19 protein-coding genes are annotated in these 19,634 nt (G+C 71.4%); 7 read left to right on the top strand and 12 right to left on the bottom strand.

Annotated elements, in window-relative coordinates:
- Positions 1-19: 19 nt before the first annotated feature.
- Complete coding sequence (locus tag ABD086_RS07725) at positions 20-421, top strand: thioesterase family protein (RefSeq protein WP_343906904.1); 402 nt, start codon at positions 20-22, stop codon at positions 419-421.
- Positions 422-431: 10 nt separating this feature from the next.
- Here ABD086_RS07725 and ABD086_RS07720 read toward each other — a convergent pair whose 3' ends face one another.
- The 8 genes from ABD086_RS07720 to ABD086_RS07685 all read right to left on the bottom strand — a co-directional run bounded on the left by ABD086_RS07720 (position 432) and on the right by ABD086_RS07685 (position 9,024).
- Positions 432-1,115: an HAD family hydrolase gene (locus tag ABD086_RS07720; protein WP_343906903.1), complete on the bottom strand. Its 684-nt coding sequence runs from the start codon at positions 1,113-1,115 to the stop codon at positions 432-434.
- The gene (locus ABD086_RS07715) at positions 1,112-2,200 is read right to left on the bottom strand and encodes a mandelate racemase/muconate lactonizing enzyme family protein (protein ID WP_343906902.1); all 1,089 of its coding nucleotides are present in this window, start codon (positions 2,198-2,200) and stop codon (positions 1,112-1,114) included. The genes ABD086_RS07720 and ABD086_RS07715 overlap by 4 nt, the downstream gene beginning before the upstream one ends.
- Positions 2,197-3,297, bottom strand: coding sequence for an Ldh family oxidoreductase (locus tag ABD086_RS07710; protein ID WP_343906901.1), 1,101 nt, complete (start codon positions 3,295-3,297; stop codon positions 2,197-2,199). The genes ABD086_RS07715 and ABD086_RS07710 overlap by 4 nt, the downstream gene beginning before the upstream one ends.
- Positions 3,294-3,755 carry a hypothetical protein gene (locus tag ABD086_RS07705; RefSeq protein ID WP_343906900.1) on the bottom strand — a complete coding sequence of 154 codons (462 nt, stop codon included), beginning with the start codon at positions 3,753-3,755 and terminating at the stop codon, positions 3,294-3,296. The genes ABD086_RS07710 and ABD086_RS07705 overlap by 4 nt, the downstream gene beginning before the upstream one ends.
- Positions 3,752-5,380, bottom strand: coding sequence for a GMC family oxidoreductase (locus tag ABD086_RS07700; RefSeq protein ID WP_343906899.1), 1,629 nt, complete (start codon positions 5,378-5,380; stop codon positions 3,752-3,754). The genes ABD086_RS07705 and ABD086_RS07700 overlap by 4 nt, the downstream gene beginning before the upstream one ends.
- 126 nt (positions 5,381-5,506) lie before the next feature.
- Positions 5,507-6,898, bottom strand: coding sequence for a YhfT family protein (locus ABD086_RS07695; protein ID WP_343906898.1), 1,392 nt, complete (start codon positions 6,896-6,898; stop codon positions 5,507-5,509).
- A gap of 93 nt (positions 6,899-6,991) precedes the next feature.
- On the bottom strand, positions 6,992-7,708 hold the full coding sequence (locus ABD086_RS07690) for an SDR family NAD(P)-dependent oxidoreductase (protein ID WP_343906897.1): 717 nt from the start codon (positions 7,706-7,708) through the stop codon (positions 6,992-6,994).
- A 152-nt stretch (positions 7,709-7,860) separates the two neighbouring features.
- Positions 7,861-9,024 (bottom strand): substrate-binding domain-containing protein, encoded by a 1,164-nt coding sequence (locus tag ABD086_RS07685; RefSeq protein ID WP_343906896.1) that lies wholly within the window; start codon positions 9,022-9,024, stop codon positions 7,861-7,863.
- A 383-nt stretch (positions 9,025-9,407) separates the two neighbouring features.
- Between ABD086_RS07685 and ABD086_RS07680 the strand changes: the two genes are divergently transcribed.
- Positions 9,408-9,869, top strand: coding sequence for a hypothetical protein (locus ABD086_RS07680; RefSeq protein WP_343906895.1), 462 nt, complete (start codon positions 9,408-9,410; stop codon positions 9,867-9,869).
- Positions 9,866-12,085, top strand: coding sequence for a (Fe-S)-binding protein (locus ABD086_RS07675; RefSeq protein ID WP_343906894.1), 2,220 nt, complete (start codon positions 9,866-9,868; stop codon positions 12,083-12,085). Before ABD086_RS07680 ends, ABD086_RS07675 begins: the two co-directional genes overlap by 4 nt.
- Before the next feature lie 108 nt (positions 12,086-12,193).
- Here the strand turns inward: ABD086_RS07675 and ABD086_RS07670 are convergent, their stop codons facing one another.
- The 4 genes from ABD086_RS07670 to ABD086_RS07655 are packed head-to-tail and all read right to left on the bottom strand — an operon-like array spanning position 12,194 to position 15,851.
- Complete coding sequence (locus tag ABD086_RS07670) at positions 12,194-13,327, bottom strand: DUF3500 domain-containing protein (RefSeq protein ID WP_343906893.1); 1,134 nt, start codon at positions 13,325-13,327, stop codon at positions 12,194-12,196.
- Between the two features lie 17 nt (positions 13,328-13,344).
- Positions 13,345-14,094: a GntR family transcriptional regulator gene (locus tag ABD086_RS07665; RefSeq protein WP_343906892.1), complete on the bottom strand. Its 750-nt coding sequence runs from the start codon at positions 14,092-14,094 to the stop codon at positions 13,345-13,347.
- A gap of 20 nt (positions 14,095-14,114) precedes the next feature.
- The gene (locus tag ABD086_RS07660) at positions 14,115-15,290 is read right to left on the bottom strand and encodes an FAD binding domain-containing protein (protein ID WP_343907381.1); all 1,176 of its coding nucleotides are present in this window, start codon (positions 15,288-15,290) and stop codon (positions 14,115-14,117) included.
- A gap of 42 nt (positions 15,291-15,332) precedes the next feature.
- Complete coding sequence (locus ABD086_RS07655) at positions 15,333-15,851, bottom strand: pyridoxamine 5'-phosphate oxidase family protein (RefSeq protein WP_343906891.1); 519 nt, start codon at positions 15,849-15,851, stop codon at positions 15,333-15,335.
- A 146-nt stretch (positions 15,852-15,997) separates the two neighbouring features.
- Between ABD086_RS07655 and ABD086_RS07650 the strand changes: the two genes are divergently transcribed.
- The 4 genes from ABD086_RS07650 to ABD086_RS07635 all read left to right on the top strand — a co-directional run bounded on the left by ABD086_RS07650 (position 15,998) and on the right by ABD086_RS07635 (position 19,514).
- Positions 15,998-16,987 carry an alpha-ketoacid dehydrogenase subunit beta gene (locus ABD086_RS07650; protein WP_343906890.1) on the top strand — a complete coding sequence of 330 codons (990 nt, stop codon included), beginning with the start codon at positions 15,998-16,000 and terminating at the stop codon, positions 16,985-16,987.
- A 5-nt stretch (positions 16,988-16,992) separates the two neighbouring features.
- Positions 16,993-18,024, top strand: a complete 1,032-nt coding sequence (locus ABD086_RS07645) for a thiamine pyrophosphate-dependent enzyme (protein ID WP_343906889.1) — start codon at positions 16,993-16,995, stop codon at positions 18,022-18,024.
- Positions 18,025-18,561: 537 nt separating this feature from the next.
- On the top strand, positions 18,562-18,873 hold the full coding sequence (locus ABD086_RS07640) for a hypothetical protein (RefSeq protein ID WP_343906888.1): 312 nt from the start codon (positions 18,562-18,564) through the stop codon (positions 18,871-18,873).
- Entirely contained in the window at positions 18,864-19,514 is a 651-nt protein-coding gene (locus tag ABD086_RS07635; protein ID WP_343906887.1) for a histidine phosphatase family protein, read from the top strand. The genes ABD086_RS07640 and ABD086_RS07635 overlap by 10 nt, the downstream gene beginning before the upstream one ends.
- Positions 19,515-19,634: the final 120 nt, after the last annotated feature.

Below are 19,634 nucleotides of genomic sequence, written 5' to 3'. Positions count from 1 at the left end.
CCACCTGCGAAGGACCACCATGCTCGAAGACATCACCGTCGGCACCACCGGGACGCTGGAGCGTCTCATCACCGAGGAGTACTGCACGACCCGCGGCGACTACCAGATCTTCTCCACCCCGGACCTGGTGCTGCTGCTCGAGGCGGCCGCGATCGAGGCCCTGGCCCCGCACCTTCCCGAGGGTCAGTCGAGCGTCGGCACGACCATCGACATCGCCCACTCCGCCGCGACCCTCAAGGGTCAGACGGTCACCTGCACGGCCACGGTCAGCGAGGTGGACCGCCGGCGCGTGGTCTTCGACATCGTGGCCACCGACGAGTTCGACACGGTCTGCACGGGCAAGCACGAGCGCTTCGTGGTCGACCTGGAGAAGTTCGGCGCTCGCCTCGCCGAGAAGGCCGAGAAGGTCGCCACCCGCTGACGACCCGGGGTCACCGGCCGGCGAGCGCGGACAACACCGCCGCCGCGCCGGTGGCCAGGTCCTCCACCACGACCAGGTGCGGCACCTCGCGCAGCTGGTCCACGCCGTACACCCCGGTCGCGACGCCCACGAACCCGATGCCCGCGTCGGCGGCCGCGCGTCCGTCCGCCGCCGTGTCCCCGATGATCACGGGAACCAGGCCCTCCTCCGCCGCGAGCGCCGCAGCGGCGTGCGCGAGCTCGGGCCGGACCGCGGACTCCGCCCCGAAGAAGCTGCGCTCGAAGTCGAAGTCGCCGGCGTCCAGGGCCGCCGACTGCAGCTTGAGCCGCGCCCGGACCGGCCCGTTGCCGGTGAGCAGCGCGTTCACGTGGCCGGCCTCGGCCAGGGCCGCGATCAGCTCGCGCACGCCGGGCTGGACGATCCGCTCCCCCGGGGTCGCGAAGTGCGCCTCGGAGACCTCGACGAGCGACCGGCTCCCGGCCGCGACGTCGTCCGCCGACCCGCCGTTGGCGAGCAGGTACTCGGTGACCTGTTGGAGGTCGGTTTTGCCGTGCCGGTAGGGGTGCACCACCTCCGCGACGGGGCCGACCACGGCCTCCAGGGCGCGGACGAAGAGCACCTCTTCGTTGTCGTCGTTGGAGATCAGGGTGCCGTCGATGTCCCAGAGGACCAGCCGGCGCTCGGTCGCCGTCACCGGCGGTGCGCCTCGAGCGCGTCCCAGTCCAGCTCGATGCCGTGCCCCGGTCGCTCGGGAGCCATGGTGTAGCCGTCCACGATCTCCATCGGGTGGGCCAGGTAGCGGTCCAGCGAGAAGCCGTGCGACTCCATGTAGGTCCGGTTCGGCGCCGCGGCCAGCAGGTGCACGGTCAGGTCGTGCGCACCGTGCGACGTCAGCGGCAGGTTGTGCGCCTCGGCCAGGGCGCCGATCTTGCGGAACGTCGTCATCCCCCCGCAGTTGGTCACGTCCGGCTCCGGGTAGGTCAGGCCGCCGGCCGCCATCAGCGTGTGGAACTCGTAGAGCGTGTGCAGGTTCTCGCCGGTCGCCACCGGGGTCCGGCCCTCGCGCACGACGCGGACGTGTCCGGCGACGTCGTCGGGGATCGTGGGCTCCTCGATCCACAGCAGGTTGAACTCCTCGAGGGCCCGGGCGGCCCGGATCGCCTGGTCGGCGCTCCACTTCATGTTGGCGTCGACCATCAGCGGGAAGTCGTCACCGAGGTGCTCGCGCATGCTCCGCACCCGGTCGACGTCCTCGCGCAGGTTGGCCCGGCCGGCCTTCATCTTGATCGCGCGGTAGCCCTGCTCCTGGAACCGGTCCGCCTGCTCGAGCAGCTCGGGGATGGTGAAGTCGAGGTCGATGCCACCGGCGTACACCGGGACCTTCGGGTCGTAGCCGCCGAAGAGCCGCCACAGCGGCAGCTCCGCCTTCCGGCCGCGCAGGTCCCACAGCGCGATGTCGACGGCGGAGATCGCGGACGTGGCGTGGCCGCCGCGGCCGGAGTAGTGGACCGCCCACCACATGTCCTGCCAGATCTTCTCGACCTGGTCGGGGTCCTGGCCGATGACGACCGGCTTCAGGTAGTCCTCGATGAGGGCGTGGAACGCCCGGGCACCGGAGTTCACGGCGTAGGTGTAGCCCATCCCCTCGGCGCCGTCGCTGTCCACGACGCGCACGGTGACCAGCTCGAAGTGCGGGATGGTGCCGTGGGTGCTGTCGCTGAGGACGGTCTCCAGGGGGACCAGGAAGTAGTCGGTCTGGAGGGACTGGATGGTCGTCACGTGGGTCCGCCTTGTTCTGCCAGGGTGGGAGGTACCGGCGCCGGTGCACCGGTCAGGGAGGTGGGGAGTGGGACGTCGACAGCGTCGGCGACCCGCTGGAGGTCGGAGAGGACGGCCGCGGTCAGCTCGACCCGGCGGCCGGCCGCCTGCTCGCGGCGCACCTCGGGCTCGCCCGGGACGAGGGGCGCCGGCACGTCCAGCTCTCCCCCGCTCGCGTGGACCGCGGCGACCAGGGCGTCGATGCGCGCGCGGTAGTCGTCCAGGGGGGCGACCACGTCGGCGCGGACCGCGATGAACAGGTGCCCGAGGCGCTGGGGCGTGGCCGGATCGCCCGACAGCGCCAGGACGTCGGGACTGGTCCCGGCGCCGCCCACGGCGAGCAGCGCGTCGACCGCGAAGGCGAGCCCGAAGCCCTTCGGACCGCCGACCGGCAGCAGGGCGCCGTCGAGGCCGGCCGCCGCGGAGGTGGTCGCCCGGCCGTCGCCGTCGACCGCCCAGCCCAGCGGGATGTCCTCGCCGGCGCGCTGGGCCATGATCAGCCGACCCTGGCTGGTCACCGTGGTCGCCATGTCGAGCTGCGGGCGCCGCTCGTACGGCGCGGGCACCGCCACCGCGATCGGGTTGGTGCCGAGCACCGGGGCGCCGCCGAAGGGGGCGCACATCACCGGCTCGGTGTTGCAGGCGGCGATGCCCACCATCCCCGCGTCGGCGATCCGGTTGGTGAAGTAGGCGCTCGCCCCGAAGTGGTTGGCGTTGCGCGCGATCACGCAGCCGATGCCGTACACCCGCGCCCGGGCGACGGCCAGGTCGGCGGCGGTGGCGCCGGTGCTGGCGCCCGGTCCGGCGTCGGCGTCGACAACGACCAGGGCGCCGGCGTCCGACACGACGCTGAGGCGGGAGCTGACGTTGATGCCCCCGGCGCGCAACCGCTCGACGTACGTGGGGAGGCGGAGGACGCCGTGGGTGCTGACCCCGCGGAGGTCGGCGAAGACGAGGCTGTCGGCGACGGTCGCCGCCTCCTCGGTGCCGAGCCCGGTGCGGACGAGCACCTGCGTGGTCCAGTCGACGAGCGCGCCGGCCGGCGCGGACTCGCTCACGAGGCCGGGGTGGGGCGGTAGATCGGGCCGCGGGCGACGACCACGTCGAGGATCCCGTCCTCGAGGTAGGACTCGGCCTCGTCGGGCAGCGCGGCGTTCTTCATCGGCGCCGGACCCGGGTAGCCCAGCTCCCGCCGGATCCGCGGGTTGATCAGGTAGGCACCGGCCACCGCCATCGCGAACGACCCGAACAGCGCCGGGTCCTCGGCCTGCAGCCGCTCGACCACCTCGGCCGGGTCACCCTCCAGCGCCAGCACCGCGCGCACCGCACCGTCGAGGTCGGCACGCACCGCCATCGCCCGGTCGATCCACTGCGTGTGCACCTCCGCGCCACTGGCCGAGGGCAGCCCCGCCCCGCCGGCGATCAGCCGGTCCGCCAGCAGCGCCAGCCGCTCCCGCTCCCGCGGGGTCAACGCCGGCGCAGCGGCCGGCTGGATGGTCACGTTGGTGATGCTCATGCCGTCGACACCTCCTGCTCACGCCGGTTCTCCACCAGGTACTCCGCCGTCCGCCGCGCCAGCGCACAGATCGTCGACGTCGGGTTCGTGGCGGTCGAGGTGGTGAACACGCTGCCGTCGATCACGTACAGGTTCGGCACGTCGTGCGTGCGCCCCCACCGGTTCACCACCGAGGTCTCCGGGTCGTCGCCCATCTTCGCGGTGCCCAGGTTGTGGCCCGAGGAGAAGTTGCGGAACGTGATCCACGCCTTCGTCGCACCGGCGGCCTCGTGGGCCTCGAGCGCCCGGTTCAGCCCGAAGTCGAGGATGCGGTGGGTGTTCTCCGACGTCGTGTAGCTGATCTTCGCCCCCGGGAGGCCGTCGGCGTCGCGGAGGTCGTGGTCGAGCGTGACCCGGTTGTGCTCCTCGGGCAGGTCCTCGGCGTGCACGATCCAGTCGATGGAGTGACCGACCGCCTGCTTCATCTTGGCGGTGAACTGCTCACCCCAGAACGGCTCCTCGGAGACCCCCTCGCCGATCTGCCAGCGGGTGGCCATCTCCAGCGGTCCGCCGGTGCCCATCACGTGCCACTTGCTCCCGCGGACGAAGCCGCGCGAGGCGTCGGTCTCGTAGAACTCCATGCACTCGATCTGGGTGCCGGCGGGGCCCATCCAGTCCTCGAGGTCGTCCTCGTAGAGGCCGACCACCGAGCCGAAGGGGTGCAGCATCAGCCGCCGGCCCACCAGGTCCGAGCTGTTCGCCAGCCCGTTCGGGAAGCGCGCCGACTCCGACATCAGCAGCAGCCGGGGCGTGCCGATGCCGTTCGCGCCGATCAGCACCACCTTGGCCGGCTGGAACTTCTCCTGCCCGTCCTGGAAGTACACCGCCCCGTTGGCCAGGCCGTTCTCGTCCAGGGTGATCCGGGCGACTCGCGCACCGGTCTCCAGCCGGGCCCCGTGCCGCAGGGCCTCGGGCAGCAGGGTGACGTCCGCCGAGCCCTTGGCACCGATCACGCAGCCGGTCCGGCACACGCCGAGCCGCTCGCACTGCGCCTGGCGGCCGTGCGCGCGGGACGGGATCGCCGAGTACCCGGGCCACCAGTGCCACCCGAGGCGGTTGAGCCCCTCGGCCATCTTGCGACCGGTCAGGTGGATGGGGTGGGCCGGCAGCGGCGGCGCCCCGCCGGGCGGGTACGCCGGGTTCCCGGCGAGGCCGGAGACCCCCATGTCGTAGTCCGTCGCCTCGTAGTGGGGCAGCAGGTCCTCGTAGGAGATCGGCCAGTCGTCGGCCACGCCGTCGAGGGTGCGGACCCGGAAGTCCGAGGGCATCGGCCGGCTCCACACCCCGGCGAAGAACACCGTGCTGCCGCCCATGCCGTTGTACATGTAGACCGGCTGCTCGGAGTCGTCCAGGTTGGTCGGGTAGTCCTCGGCCCGGGAGCGCATGTTCGGGTCCGGGTGCCACTGGTGGTTGCCCCAGAGCAGCTCGAACTCCGGCTTGTCGCCGGGCAGGTCGCTCTGACTCGTCCAGCCGCCCTGGTCGAGCACGACGACGCTGAAGCCCGCCGCGGCCAGGTGCTTGGCAGCGGTGGCGCCCGACGCACCAGCTCCCACGATGAGGACGTCGGCGGTGGGCGACACAGTCATGGCTTCCCTTCCTTGTGCAATATATGCATTCACATCGCGTATGTTGCACAACCCTAACGAGTGCGCGGCTCCGCTGTCAACGAGCCGAGGCGGCCGTCGACAAGGGTCTGCCGACCCCGACGCCTGCTACAGGTTCAGGCCGATGGCGGCGAAGACGTTGACGACCACACCGACGCCGAGCGCCGCGATCGCACCCAGCGACATCGGCATCACGGGCGCCTTGGCCTTGATGTTGAAGAACCACGCGGCGACGACGGCGGCGACGCCCCACTGGCCCGCCCAGGCCGCGGCGGCGAGCGCCCCGCCCACGAGGAACCCGATCTCCATGACCTGGAAGATCGCCGTCCGCATCACGTCCGCGACCTCGCGGATGTTCGGCCACCGCTCGATCCAGCCGATCACCAGCAGCAGGCAGTAGACCTCGACGATGCGCAGCACGGCGACCGCGGCCGCGGCGACGTACGGGTTGGGCATCGGCAGCGCCACGACCGGCTCGAGGAACGTGCCGGTCGCCATCGTCCCGGTCACCACCGCGGTGGTGAACTTCATCGGGAGGAACGCGAAGGCCCACATCAACATGACCAGCGCGGCCGGGACGACCAGGTGCACGGCGTACAGGTGCGCACTGAACGGGTCCATCGCCACCACACCGGCGTTGTACGCCGCACCGCTCAGCCCGGCGAGGACCACGATGAGGGGCAGGTTGCGCTTGATCCGCCGCACGTTGCGGGCGAACATCGCCGACTCGTCCTCGGCGTCGTCGTCCTCGTCCTCGGTCGCCCAGGCCGGGGCGTCCCCGGCGGCCGAGGGCTCCTCCAGCCAGCCGGCCGGCACCTGGTCGTTGGCGCTCCCGGAGGCGCGCGCCTCCCGCACCAGGAAGACCAGCATGAGCAGCAGCGCTGCGCCGAACGCCCACACCGACGGCCGGGTCAGCTCGAGCTCCGTCGCGACGAACCAGACCACGGTGCTCAGGCCGAAGGCCCACATGCCGGCCTTGAGGCCGTAGTGGTAGCAGATCGTCAGGACCGGGAACAGGAAGAAGGCCTGGACGACGGGCTCGGTGAACAGCCGGGTACCCTCCGCGAGGGGGACCGGAAGGCTGTCCATCCCCCTCGCCAGGAAGTGCAGCGCCAGGGCGAGGCCCGCGCCCCACGCACCACCGAGCAGGATCGAGCCGAGGATGCCGGCGCGGTTCGTGCCCCCCTGCCACCACCGCCGCTCGAGGTCGGCGGGCAGCGACACGCCGATCCAGTCGGTGGCGATGTAGATCAGGTAGATCAGCGGGATCACGAAGCCCACCGAGTAGGGCAGGCCGAACGCCCAGATGAAGGCGAGGGCCAGCGCGAACGAGATCTTGGCGACCTCGCGCCTGCTCATCTCGCCCGATCGGAGCGAGGGCATGATCGGGCGCAGGCCGTCGTGGAACACGCTCACGTTCCGGTTGACCAGCACCGTGGACAGTGCCCCCATGGCCGCGAACAGCGGGACGGCGGGCAGCAGCGGGATGGGCAGGTTCACGTCGGATCCCAGCACGGTTCACCTCTCTGTCGATGGTCGGCCGGAGCTCGGCCTGGGGGCGGGCGCCCCGCGGAAGTCACGGGCGGGGGCCCGTCACATGTGGCTGCCGCCGTTGACGTTGAGCTGCGCGCCGGTCATGAACGACGACTCGTCGCCGGCCAGGAACAGCACGCTGTCGGCGATCTCCTCGGGCCGGCCGAGCCGGCCCAGCGCAGCCTGTCCGGGCATCGCCGCCCGGACCTCGGGCGCGAAGCTGTCGAGCATCGGGGTCTCGATGCAGCCGGGGTTGATGACGTTGGCGCGGATGCCCTGGGCCGCCGCGAACTTCGCGACCGACTTGGTCAGGCAGATCACCGCGGCCTTGGATGCGGCGTAGCTCGCGCCGCTGGTGGTGCCGCCGACCAGACCCGCGCGGGACCCGATGTTGACGATCGAGCCACCGTGCGGCATGTGCGGGATCACCGCCTTGCACATCAGCCAGGTGCCGCGCACGTTGATGTCGAAGACCCGGCTCCACGACTCGGGGTCGATCTCGTCCATCGGCCGCGGGTCGACGATGCCGGCGAAGTTGACGAGGGCGTGGATCCCACCGCGCTCGGCGGCGAAGCCGTCGACCACGCGCTCGACGTCGTCCGGTGACGTCACGTCCAGGACCAGCGGCGTACCGCCGACCTCCTCCGCGACCGCGCGGACCGCGTCGGCGTTGATGTCGGCGACGCCCACGTGGGCGCCCTCGGCGGCGAGCGCGCGGACGCTGGCCACTCCCATTCCGCCGGCCCCGCCGGTCACGAGCACGGTCCGTCCCGTCATGCGCTGCGTCATCTCTCTCCTTCAGTGTCGGATGGAAACATCATGACGTTATGACCACCGTCACGTCCAGCCCGTCCCTGTCCCTGGACACGCACGTGGGCCGGGGCACCAGGCCCCGGCCCACGCGCTGCAGAGCGCTTACGACTCCCGCGTCACTTGCAGTCGGGCGCCGCGTCCTCGCACGCCTTGGCCACGGCCGGCGGGAGCTCCTTCTTCCACGCCGCGTCGTAGGCCTCGGTCAGGTTGCTCTGGATGACCGCCAGCGACGGCACGCCGATCCACGCGGGCACCTCCTTGCCGATCAGCGACAGCATCATCGCCCGAGCCTCCGCGACACCCTGGTCGTACGGGCGCTGGGCGCCGATGCCCTTGAGGTACTCACCGGTGGCGATGTCGGTGGCCGCCTGGTCTCCCAGGTCGATGGTGGTCACCGGGATGTCCCGGCCCTGCGCGCGGAGCGCAGCGATCACGCCGGCCGCCGGGCCGTCCCAGACCGCGAAGACGCCCTGGACGTCGGGGTTGGCCGTGAGGAAGTTGGCCGCCACGTCACCGGCCTGGTTCGGGTCGGTGAACGCCGCCTCCTTGATCTTCACGTCGGGACGGTTCTCGGCGAACCAGTCCTTCACACCCTTCGTGCGCTGGTTGGTGACGAAGAACGTGATGCCGAAGTCGATGATGCCGATGGTGCCGTTCTCGGGGATGTAGCACGCCAGCTTGGCGGCGGCGATCTGGCCGTTGCCCTGGCTGTCCGCCGAGATCACCGACTGGTAGTCGTCGGGGGCGGTGAGCCCCTTCGCCGCGTTGTCCATGAAGACCAGCTTGATGCCGGCCTCGCCGACCTTCTTGTAGGCGGGGGCGGTCGCGACGTCGTCGACCGGGATGCTCACGATGCCGTCGGGGCGCAGCTGGATCGCGTTCTGGATGTTCGCGATCTGCTTGTCGACCTTGAAGTTGGCCTCGGTGTTGCTAATGATCTCGACGCCGTACTTGTTGAACTCGTCGGTCAGGCCGCGGGTCTGGCCGTTGGGCCAGTCGCCAGCGAACTGGAAGACCAGGGCGACCTTGAAGTTGCCCTCCTTGATCTTCTGGGCGTCCTCGTCGGAGATCGCCACGTCGTCCGGCGATGCCGCCGGCTCGCCGTTCGGCCCCTCACCGACGATGCTGTCCGGCTCCAGGGCGGGCACTGCGGTGGCCGCGTCGGTCGCGCACGCGGGGTTGTCAGCATTGATGTCGGTGACGGCGCCGGCGCCGCCACCTTCCGAGGATCCCGAGCTGCAGGCCGCGGTGAGCAGCAGCACCGCGGCCGTCGACGCCATGGCGACGGAGATGCGCCTTTTCTTAATGGTCACTGGACTCCTTGAGGTCGGCCCCGGTGTGAGGCTGGGTCGAGGTCTTCCGCGCAGGAAGGTCCTCCGTTGTTCATCATGTGCAGTCGCTATGCAGCACTCACAACGTGCGCTAGACGTGTGTGACGCCTGTCACGGAGAGAAGTATGCGCACATCGGCGGCATATTCGTCTAGAGAACCGCAACGTTTTGTTGTTGGCATGCAAAACACCCGGGACCGCGGCACGGTCAGCATGAGAGATGCCATGCTGGACGCCGCTGCGTGCTGTGCATATAGTGCATTCTGATTGCACAAACTGCAGATTAGCGCACGCCTGCGCCGAGCGGAAGCGTGGCTGAACCACGGAGGACCCATGGAGTTCATCGATATCGACGAGGATCGCGGACGCGCCCTGCTCGCGAGCGTCGGCACGGAGATCCACCAGATCGGGCAGGAGGGTAGCGCCGAGGAGGCCCGCGTGGTCGAGGCCGTGCTCGCCGAGGGCGAGCGCCACGTGCGGGGCACCTTCGACGCCACCGCCCCGGCCGCCGGCGAGGAGCACCTCGCCCACTGCGCCTGGCACACGAACGGCGTCGTCGAGGCGCACACCTTCAACTCCGGTCGAGGGCTGTTCCAGTTCTGGACCGCGGAGGGGCCGGTCGGCGTGGTGCTGACCGCCGGCGACCTGCTCGTGAACCGGGGCGCCGAGCACCGCTTCCTGCCGCTGGGCGACCAGCAGCTCCGCCTGCGCCACTCCGGTCCGGAGGACGCGGACTTCGGGTACGTCGACACCGGCCGTAGCCCGATGCCGTGGCCGGAGGTGCCTGCCTCGTGATCCAGGTCCTCGCGATCGCCGTCTCGCTGGCCATCGCCGCGGTCGGCGTCGTCCTCTTCGTCCGGGCGATCCGCCACATCCTCGCGACGGTGCGGGTCGGAGGTCCGGCGCTGAACCGGACCGACCGCGCCGGCCTGCGCACGACGACGATGCTGAAGGAGACCCTCGGGCACACCCGGATGCTCCAGTGGACGCTCGTGGGCATCGCGCACTGGTTCGTGTTCGTCGGGTTCGGGCTGCTGTTCTTCACGCTGGTCACGGCGTTCGGACAGCTCTTCGACCCGCACTTCGCGATCCCGGCCCTGGGCACGTTCTTCCTCTTCGAGTGGGCCACCGAGGTCTTCACGTGGGCGATGCTGGTCGCGATCGTCGGCTTCCTCGCCTACCGGGCGACGCGGCCCAAGGAGCGCACCCGGGGTGTCCGGGGCCGGTTCTTCGGTTCGACGATGTGGCAGGGCTACTTCGTCGAGCTGGTGATCCTGGGGGTCGGCGTCTGCATCGTGCTACTGCGCGGAGCCGAGTACGCCATCGGGCGCTTCGGTGACGACCCCGGCCACTCGACGCTGTTCCACTTCCCCACCACCGCGTGGATCGGCTCGCTCCTCGACGGCATGTCCGAGAGCTCCCTGGCCGGCCTGATCTTCCTGGTCGCGATGGTCAAGATCGTCATCTCCTTCACCTGGATGATCACCATCTCGCTCAACCCGACGATGGGCGTGGCCTGGCACCGGTTCACGGTGTTCTTCAACGTCTGGTTCCGCCGCGAGCCCACCGGGAACCCGGCGCTGGGCGCCGTGAAGCCGCTGACCTCCCACGGCAAGGCGATCACGCTGGAGGACGTCGACGACCTCGACGACGAGGCCCGGCTGGGTGTCGGCGCGGTCGAGGACTTCTCCTGGAAGGGCATCCTCGACTTCACCACCTGCACCGAGTGCGGCCGCTGCCAGTCGCAGTGCCCGGCCTGGAACACCGAGAAGCCGCTGTCGCCGAAGCTGCTGATCACCGCGCTGCGCAACGCGACGTACGCGAAGGCGCCGTACCTCCACGCGGCCGAGGACGCCCGCCCCGCGCTGCTCGAGGGCAACGACACCCTGGTCAAGGAGGTCGAGCGGCCGCTGGTCGGCGAGACCGGCGACGAGTGGTTCTACATGCCCGAGGACGGCTCCGCGGTCATCGACCCGGACGTGCTGTGGTCGTGCACGACCTGCGGCGCCTGCGTGCAGCAGTGCCCGGTCGACATCGAGCACGTCGACCACATCGTCGACATGCGCAGGTACCAGGTGCTCGTGGAGTCCAACTTCCCGGCCGAGCTCAACGGGTTGTTCAAGCGCCTCGAGACCAAGGGCAGCCCGTGGAACATGTCGCCGAGCGCCCGGATGGACTGGGCCAAGGACCTGGACTTCGACGTCCCGGTCGTCGGCGACTCCATCGAGTCCCTCGACGAGGTCGAGTGGCTGTTCTGGGTCGGCTGCGCCGGCGCCTACGAGGACCGCGCCAAGAAGACCACCCGCGCGGTCGCCGAGCTGCTGCACATCGCCGACGTGTCCTTCGGCGTCCTGGGCAACGGCGAGACCTGCACCGGCGACCCGGCCCGCCGCGCCGGCAACGAGTTCGTGTTCCAGGAGCTCGCCCTGCAGAACGTCGAGACGTTCCAGGAGTACCAGGTCAAGAAGGTCGTCTCGACCTGCGCGCACTGCTTCAACACGCTCAAGAACGAGTACAAGGAGTTCGGCATCGAGCTGGAGGTCGTGCACCACACCCAGCTGCTGAACCGGCTGGTGCGCGAGGGCAAGCTGACCCCGGTCCGCGAAGGTGCGGGCGCCCACAAGCGCTCGATCACCTACCACGACCCCTGCTACATCGGTCGCCACAACGGCGTCTACACCCCGCCGCGCGAACTCCTCCAGGTGCTCCCCGGCGCCGAGTACGTCGAGATGGAGCGCAACTCCGAGCGGTCCTTCTGCTGCGGCGCCGGCGGCGCCCGCCTGTGGATGGAGGAGACCCTCGGCTCGCGGATCAACGAGAACCGCACCGCCGAGGCCGTCGGCACCGGCGCGGACCAGATCGCGGTCGGCTGCCCCTTCTGCCGCGTGATGCTCTCCGACGGACTCACCGCCCAGCAGACCAGGGGCGAGGCCCGCGCGGAGGTCGAGGTCCTCGACGTCGCGCAGATGCTGCTCGCCTCGGTCAAGGGCGAGCCGGCGACCTCGAGCTGAGGTCGCTGGTCGCTCGGTCACGGGCGAGGCGAGCGGGGGGCTCTGCAGCTGAGCCCCCCGCTCGCGTCTCTCACGGGCGAGACAGGCCGGCCGCGAGCAGCCGACCGGTCAGTGATGCGCGGCCCGGTGCGCCGCCAGGACGTCGAGACCGAAGTCGTTGGCGAGGTCCCGCCAGACCGAGTGGCCGTGGTTCGCACCGCGTTGGGTGTTGTCCCACTCCGCGAGGAACCGCGCCCCTTGGAGGCGGTAGTAGTGCGGCTCTCCGGGAGTGAGCGAGCCGGCCCAGGCCAAGTGGAGGTCGTCGAGCGGGACCTCGGGCGACAGCGCCGACGGCACCCGGCCGGTGTACGTCGACACCAGTGCGCCGAGGAGCTCGCGCTGGGACGGCGTGAGGTCCGCGCCGGCCAGCCCCTGGGGTGCCCGCGTCAGCGCCAGCCGGTCATGGTCGGCGTCGGTGAGCCCCGCGGCAGCCTCGGCGGCGTCGCTGACCTGGTTCACCTTGCGGGCGAGCTCCGGGTCGGCGAAGTGGCCCCGCCACACGTCCGGGAGTCGGATCATCCGGTCGCCGTCGGCCAGCCGGCTGCGGTTGCCGCCGACGATGTCCGTCGGGGCCTTGTCGAGCAGCAGCGCCCGGCGCCGCTGGTCGGGGTCGAGCGAGCCGACCAGCTCGTGGGCGAGGTCCTCGACCTGCGCCAGCGGCCGGATCAGCGCTCCCCCGAGCCCCGGGCCGCTGGCGGGGTCCGCGCCGAGGAAGCACGGGGTGACGGCGCGCACCTCGCCGTCGACCACGAGATAGTTCAGCGAGAGGTGGTGTCCACCGAACCGCCAGGCCCACATCCGATCCGCGGCCGGCTCCCCGAACACCCGCAGGTAGTACATGCCCGGGTCCCGGGCCCGCTCGCGTCCCCAGGTGGCCGAGAAGCCCTCCACCAGGTCGAGGACGTTCTCCCAGCCCATGATCGTCGCGGCCGTCACGTACCCGGCCGTGGACAGGCCGGTCGAAAGCAGCTGCATGGCGCGCCGCTGCTGCGCGGGGCGCTGCTCGCCGAGGGGAAGGCCGCCGTGGTCGGTCGGCGTGTAGAACCACCGGAGCCGCTCGCCCTCGGCCGCGCCGCCGCCCGGACCGGCCCAGCACCCGGTCGCTCGTTGCTCTGCCGTCAACGCGTCGATCCAGGCCTGCGCGGCAGCGCTCATCCGCTCGGCGATCTCGGCTCTCGACCGGCCGACCTCGGGCACCAGCACGAGCTCCTCCTCCGTGCTCAGGGACGACTCTCGGCGCCGAGCACCTGACGGATGCCGGCGCGCAGCAGGACGGGATCATAGGTCGGCGCCATCTGCGCGATCAGGGTCAGCGCGGCGCGCGAGAGGTGCAGAGCCAGCAACCGGGCGGCCGCCGCGCCGTCCCCGTCGCGGCACAGCTGCGCGAGAACGGCGTGCTCGCCGGCCCCCGGCGGCAGGCCACGGCCCTCCTCGGCGAACACGCGACGGTAGCGCTGCGTGTGCGCCGCCCACTCCGCGGCCGTGCCGAGCATCTGCGCGCCGCTGTGAGCGAGCAGCAGCATGTGGAAGCGCTGGTGGACCTCGTCCCACGTGTCGAAGTCGAAGGTCGCCGTGTCGGTCGTCCTCAGGACCTCGCCGAGCCGGTCGAGCTCGTCGAGCTCGTCGCCGGTGAACGCCGGCACGCTGACCGACACCGCGAGCGACTCGCTGACGACCCGCAGGGTGTAGAGGTGCTCGAGCTCGTGGACCGACAGGCCCGTGACCCGGGCTCGGTGGTTGACCCGGGCCTCGATGAGGCCGTCCCGCTCCAGCAGGCGGAACGCCTCTCGGACCGGACCCCGGCTGACCCCGAACTCGGCGGCGACCCCGGCCTGGCTGATCTGCGCGCCGGGCAGGAGGCGACCCCCCAGGATGTCGGCTCGCAGGCGCTCGCGGATCACGGGCACGTTGTCGCGGCCCCCTCCTCCTGGCGCCCCGGTGGGTACGGCCGGGGCCGACGTCTCCGTCACGATGACCGATGCCTCCATCCCTACCGACCGGGCCCGTAGAGCCCGAAGACCAGCCGCGGGTCGCCCGGTCTGAAGTCGTGCCCGAACTGCGAGCTGTCGCCGATCTCGCGCGTCCGCGCCAACAGGCGGGCTCCGAGGGCGAGCTGCCGCCGCTCCCACCTTGGCAGGGCGAGGTCGACCTGACCACCTGCTCCGACCAGCTCCTCGGCCAGCACCCAGCCGTCCTCGGCCGCCTTCGCGGTGCCGGCCGCCGCGTGCGGCCGCACCGCGAACGCGGCATCGCCGACCAGGCAGGTGCGGCCGACCGCCATCCGCGGCACCTCGATGTCGAAGACGGCCTGCACGAAGGGCTCGGCCACCGAGGTGACCATCTCGGCGATCGGCGGCGCGAGGTTGCGCTCGGCGAAGCGCCGCATCTCGTCGACCTGTTCCGGGCGCACCTGGCTCGGAGGCAGGGACACCTCCCGGCGTACGCCGTCGCGATCGGTCAGGAAGGCCGGCAGCTGGGACGCCGGGACGTTGCGGTACCAGACCATGTTCATCAGCCGAGTGCCCGTCTCGACGGACCCGCTCGGACCCGGGATCGGGTACACCAGGATGTGGCTGTCGGGCAGCACCTGGTAGGTGATGGCGTCGTGCAGCGCCTCGAAGGTCGCCGCGCTCAACGTCGCCTCCGGGACGGTCCCGCGCCAGCCGACGTACCCGGCGTAGCCCGGCGCCACCTCGGGGAACATCCGAAGACGGGAGGCGGAGCTGATCCCGTCCGCGCATACCAGCAGGTCGGCTCGGCGCACCTCACCGTTGCCGAACGTCAGCCGCACGCCACCGTCCTCGGCCGCGAAGGCCGTCAGCTCCCAGCCGAGGAGGTAGCTCGACGCCGGGAAGGCCTCGTGGAGCACCCGGTAGATGGTGTTCCATGCCGAGAACCGGTTCGGGCGCCGCTCCTCGAGCGCGATCGATCCGTCGCGCTCCAGGAACCGGACCCGATCCGTCCGGGTGCTGATCTCCTCTGGGGCGAGGCCGAGCCGTTCGACGGGATACCGCAGGGTCTGGTCGAGGACCGCGATTCCCGCTCCCCTCGCCTCGAGGGCGGCCTGGGAGCGCTCGTAGACGGTGACGTCGCACCCGGCGTCCCGCAGCAGCAGGGCGGCGGTCAGGCCCCCGAGCGATCCGCCGACGACCGCGACCGCGGGCATGGTCACGACGGACCGGTCCTCTCCACGCGCCGAGAGCGCCGGTCAGGGTCGACCGAACGTCGCAATCGAGTCGACCGTGAGCTCGAAGAGCACCCGACGCTCGTCGAAGGAGGGGTCGCGCAGCGAGTACTCCTCGCCGCCGGTGTACTTGTGGAAGATCCGGTTGAGCTGCTCGGTCACCCGCTTGCCCTCGACCGCGTCGTCCTCGGAGACCTCCCGCGCGACGGTCGCCTTGATGCTCAGCCAGTGGTAGGCGTTCTCCGGGTTCATCAGCAGGAAGGTCGCCTGCGGGTGCTGGCGCAGCCACTCGGCCTTCTTGCGATGCGTGGCGAGGTTCAGGAGCACGGTGTCGCCCTCGTAGTCGAACCACACCGGGGTCAGGTTGGCGCGTCCGGACGGGCTGATCACCGCGACGACGGCGGTGATCGGCTCGTCCAGGAGCCGCTTGTAGACGGGGTCCAGGTCTGCGAGCGACTGGACCGCCTCGTGGTCTCCGACGGTGAACTGCCCGGGCTGGGTGCCCTCGGCGACGTCCAGGAACTTCGCGACCTTGATCGGCATGAGCTGCTCCTGTTCCATGACAGAGTGTTGACAGTTGTCAGATGGTAGTGACGGCAGTCACAATCCGTCCAGACTCATCTCGCCGCAGTTCGACGGGACGGGTCGCTTGAGCAGTGCCAAGTGTCATCACTTCTGAGGGTGGTCGAGTGAGCGGCGAGTCGGGCGTCACCCTGCTGGAGGCGGTCCGCACCGCCCTCTCGGACGCCATGGCGGACGACGACCGGGTGGTCCTCCTCGGGCAGGACGTCGGCCGCCTGGGCGGCGTGTTCCGCGCGACCGAGGGGCTGTACGCCCGGTTCCCGGGCCGGGTCTTCGACACCCCGCTCGCCGAGGGCGGGATCGTCGGCTCCTCGATCGGGCTCGCGATGGGCGGGCTGGTGCCCGTGGCCGAGATCCAGTTCCTCGGCTTCCTCCACCAGGCCTTCCACCAGGTGACCCAGCAGCTGGCCCGGTACCGGTTCCGGACCCGGGGCCGCTTCCACCTGCCGGTCACCATCCGGGCGCCGTACGGCGGCGGCCTGCGGATGCCGGAGTTCCACCCGGACTCCCTGGAGGCCCAGCTGGCGAACGTCCCCGGGCTGAAGGTCGTCGCGCCGGCCTTCCCCGAGGACGCCTACAGCCTGCTCCGTGCCGCGATCCGCGATCCGGACCCGGTGCTGTTCCTGGAGCCGCAACGCCTCTACCGGTCCGTGCGCGGTCCGCTCCCGGCCGACGGCGCCGACGACGGGGACTTCGGCGCCCGGCTGCGCCGTCCCGGAGACGACCTGCTGCTGGTGAGCTGGGGACCGTCGGTCCACACCTGCCTGGCCGCCGCGGCCGAGCTCGAGGAGCGCCACGCCGTGCGGTCCGCGGTCCTCGACCTGCGGTTCCTCAGCCCGATCGACCACGCCCGCCTCCACCAGGAGGCCGCGGCCCGCCGGCGCGTCGTCGTGGTCCACGAGGGCGTGCGCAGCGCCGGCCTGGGAGCCGAGGTCGTCGCGAGCCTGCAGGAGGCCCTCTACGACACGGTCTCGCTCCCGATCCTGCGGGTCACCGCCCCGGACACGCCCTACCCACCGGGGCGGCTCGAGGACGCGTACCTCCCGTCGCAGGAGAAGATCGTCGAGGCCGCACTCAGGGTGGTGGACCGAGCATGACGCAGATGTCGACCGACTGGGCGGCCGAGTGGGCCGCCGGCGACGGCGAGCCCCTGCGGTTCCTGGGGCCGGACGGCGGGCTCGTCCGGCCGGACCTCCCTCGGCCGCCCGACGACCTGCTGGGCGAAGCGCTGCGACTCATGCTCCTGTCCCGCGCGCTCGACCAGAAGTGCACGAGCCTGCACCGCCAGGGCCGGCTGGGGCTGTACGCCCCGGTGCTCGGACAGGAAGCCGCCGTCGTGGGCTCGCACCTGGCGATCGACCCGGCGACGGACTGGCTCGTTCCCGCATCCCGCGAGCAGCCGGCGATGCTGCGCCACGGGTGGCCGCTCGACCGGCTGCTGGCGTCCCTGCTCGGCCGCATCGATGCGGCGCGCATCCCGGACCACGTGCGGATGCTGCCCCGCCAGCAGTCGATCGCGAGCCAGCTGCCCCACGCGGCCGGCATCGCCTGGGCCACGGCGATCCGGGGGCTGGACGGCGTGACCCTGGCCTACTGCGGGGACGGAGCCACCTCCGAGGGCGACTTCCACGAGGCCTGCAACCTCGCCGGGGTGATGGGCGTCCCGCTGGTGCTGGTGGTGATCAACAACCAGTACGCCATCTCGACACCCGTCTCGCGGCAGACGCGCGCCATCCGCCTCGCCCACCGGGCCCGCGGCTACGGCTTCCCCGGGGTGGCCGTCGACGGCGACGACCTGTTCGCCGTGCACGAGGTCACTCGCCAGGCCGTGGAGCGCGCCCGCGCCGGTGGAGGCCCGACGATGATCGAGGCGGTCACCTACCGGATGAGCTTCCACAACACCTCGGACAACCCGTCCCTCTACCGAGACCCGAGCGAGGAGGCCGAGGCGGGCCTCCGCGACCCGGTGGCGCGACTGGTGGCCTACGCCACCGGTGCGGGCCTGATGACGCCGGACGCGATCGACGTGGTCGAGGCCGAGGTCCGGGCGGAGGTGGCGGCCGCGCTCGACCTGGCCCTGTCCTACCCGGCACCGGGTCCCGAGGAGATCTTCCGGCACGTCTTCTCGGACTGACGCCGCGACGTCCCGGTTACGGATTGGCCGGCGCCTCGCCCGATCCGCGGACCGCACGCCCGCGAGCCGCGGTCGAGGCAGACCTGGATCTCACACACGCGGCCCTCGGTCGAGCAGGCGGGACCTTCCCCGACGCCACGACGGCCGCGGGCCTCGAGGTGATCGGCCGGTCGTACCAGCGCTCGGAGCCGGCCAGAGCTCCGTCCTTCTCCTCCGTGCGCTCTCACCGCTGTGGGTGGCACCGGCGCGGCTGCTGACGGGAGTTGCCTCCTGCCCGGTCGTCAACGCCAGCAACGCGGTGCTGGTGGATTCATCCGCACCACCGGGCGGGTCGGCTCCGTGGTGGGAACGACGATCAACCCGCTCTCCCTCGGGGCCTGCGCGGTCCTGGCGACTCTCGGCGGGGCGGGTCTCAACCAGCCAGGGTGGGCGCAGCTGAGCGATCGGGAGGCGTGCAGGACGAGCGGCGCGCTCGGAGCATCGGCCCTGCTCCTCACCACGGCGGGCCTGGTCGTAGGCTCTCCGCCAGTCGCCGCCGTGGGTGTGGTGCTGTTGGGACCGGCAGCCGGAGGTCTGTTCATGACGAGTCTCGCGATCGTCAATCGCTTCGCGGATGCCGCCTCCCGTGGTCGCGCCGCGACGCACTACTTCATCGTCGCCTTCGCGGGGATCGTCGTGCCCGTGGTCCTCACCGGCGTCCTGTCGGACGCCCTGAGCCAGACCACCGCGGTCCTCGTCTTCTGCTGTGTCGTCCTGGCCTGCCTGCTCGTCGCCGCGACGGGGATCGAGCGATGCGCGGACCCGATCGGCCCCGCCGCGGGTTGGACGGAGCCCGCCACATGCGCCTGATCCTCGTCCGGCACGGCGAGACGCCGTCCAACGTGATGGGCGCGCTCGACACCGCCCGACCCGGAGCGACGCTCACTGCGCTCGGGCACCGGCAGGCGGCGGCGATCCCACCGGTCCTGTCCGACCAGCCAGTCGCGGCGGTGCACGCGTCGCCGCTCGTGCGCACCCAGCTCACCGCCGCCCCGCTCGCCGCGGCACTGGGGCTCGAGGTGCGGGTGACCGAGGGCCTGGAGGAGATCTCGGCCGGCGCGCTCGAGATGCACACGTCGGCCGCCTCCATCGACGCGTACGCCGACACAGTCGCAGCCTGGATCGCCGGGGACCTCGACGCCACGATGCCGGGCGGGGGCGACGGTCATGCGTTCGTCGCGCGCTTCGACGGTGCAGTGCGCGCGCTCTCCTCCGGCCACGCCGAGAACGCCACGGTCGTGGCGTTCAGCCACGGTGCGGCGATTCGTACCTTTGCCGCTCGGCACGGCGGCCCCCGGGACGGGCGCCTGCTCAACACCGGCGCGGTCGTCCTCGACGGCGCACCGACCGGGCGCTGGACCGTCACCCACTGGTCCCGAGACCCGCTCGGCGGTTCCCATCTCGCCGATGACATCGCGATCGACCCCACGGGGGACCCGGACCCCGTCTGAGGCAGCGGCAAGAGCGGTGCGGGCCGACCTTCCGCACGTGCTCGCCACCTGCTCGAGACCCCACACGGGGTGGGGGTCACGCGCCTGGTGTCCGGGCCATCCAATGGCAGGTGGCCGCCA

Source organism: Nocardioides aquiterrae (genome assembly GCF_039526625.1).
In the GTDB taxonomy this organism is placed as follows: domain Bacteria; phylum Actinomycetota; class Actinomycetes; order Propionibacteriales; family Nocardioidaceae; genus Nocardioides; species Nocardioides aquiterrae.
The sequence above is the reverse complement of the archived record's forward strand: the minus strand, read 5'-3'. Positions and strand labels throughout refer to the sequence as shown.

Coding starts and splice junctions, on each gene's coding strand:
- ABD086_RS07725 (WP_343906904.1), top strand. CDS start 20: ATGCTCGAAGACATCACCGTCGGCACCACCGGGACGCTGGAGCGTCTC.
- ABD086_RS07705 (WP_343906900.1), bottom strand. CDS start 3,755: ATGAGCATCACCAACGTGACCATCCAGCCGGCCGCTGCGCCGGCGTTG.
- ABD086_RS07700 (WP_343906899.1), bottom strand. CDS start 5,380: ATGACTGTGTCGCCCACCGCCGACGTCCTCATCGTGGGAGCTGGTGCG.
- ABD086_RS07690 (WP_343906897.1), bottom strand. CDS start 7,708: ATGACGGGACGGACCGTGCTCGTGACCGGCGGGGCCGGCGGAATGGGA.
- ABD086_RS07685 (WP_343906896.1), bottom strand. CDS start 9,024: ATGGCGTCGACGGCCGCGGTGCTGCTGCTCACCGCGGCCTGCAGCTCG.
- ABD086_RS07680 (WP_343906895.1), top strand. CDS start 9,408: ATGGAGTTCATCGATATCGACGAGGATCGCGGACGCGCCCTGCTCGCG.
- ABD086_RS07660 (WP_343907381.1), bottom strand. CDS start 15,290: ATGCCCGCGGTCGCGGTCGTCGGCGGATCGCTCGGGGGCCTGACCGCC.
- ABD086_RS07655 (WP_343906891.1), bottom strand. CDS start 15,851: ATGCCGATCAAGGTCGCGAAGTTCCTGGACGTCGCCGAGGGCACCCAG.
- ABD086_RS07645 (WP_343906889.1), top strand. CDS start 16,993: ATGTCGACCGACTGGGCGGCCGAGTGGGCCGCCGGCGACGGCGAGCCC.
- ABD086_RS07635 (WP_343906887.1), top strand. CDS start 18,864: ATGCGCCTGATCCTCGTCCGGCACGGCGAGACGCCGTCCAACGTGATG.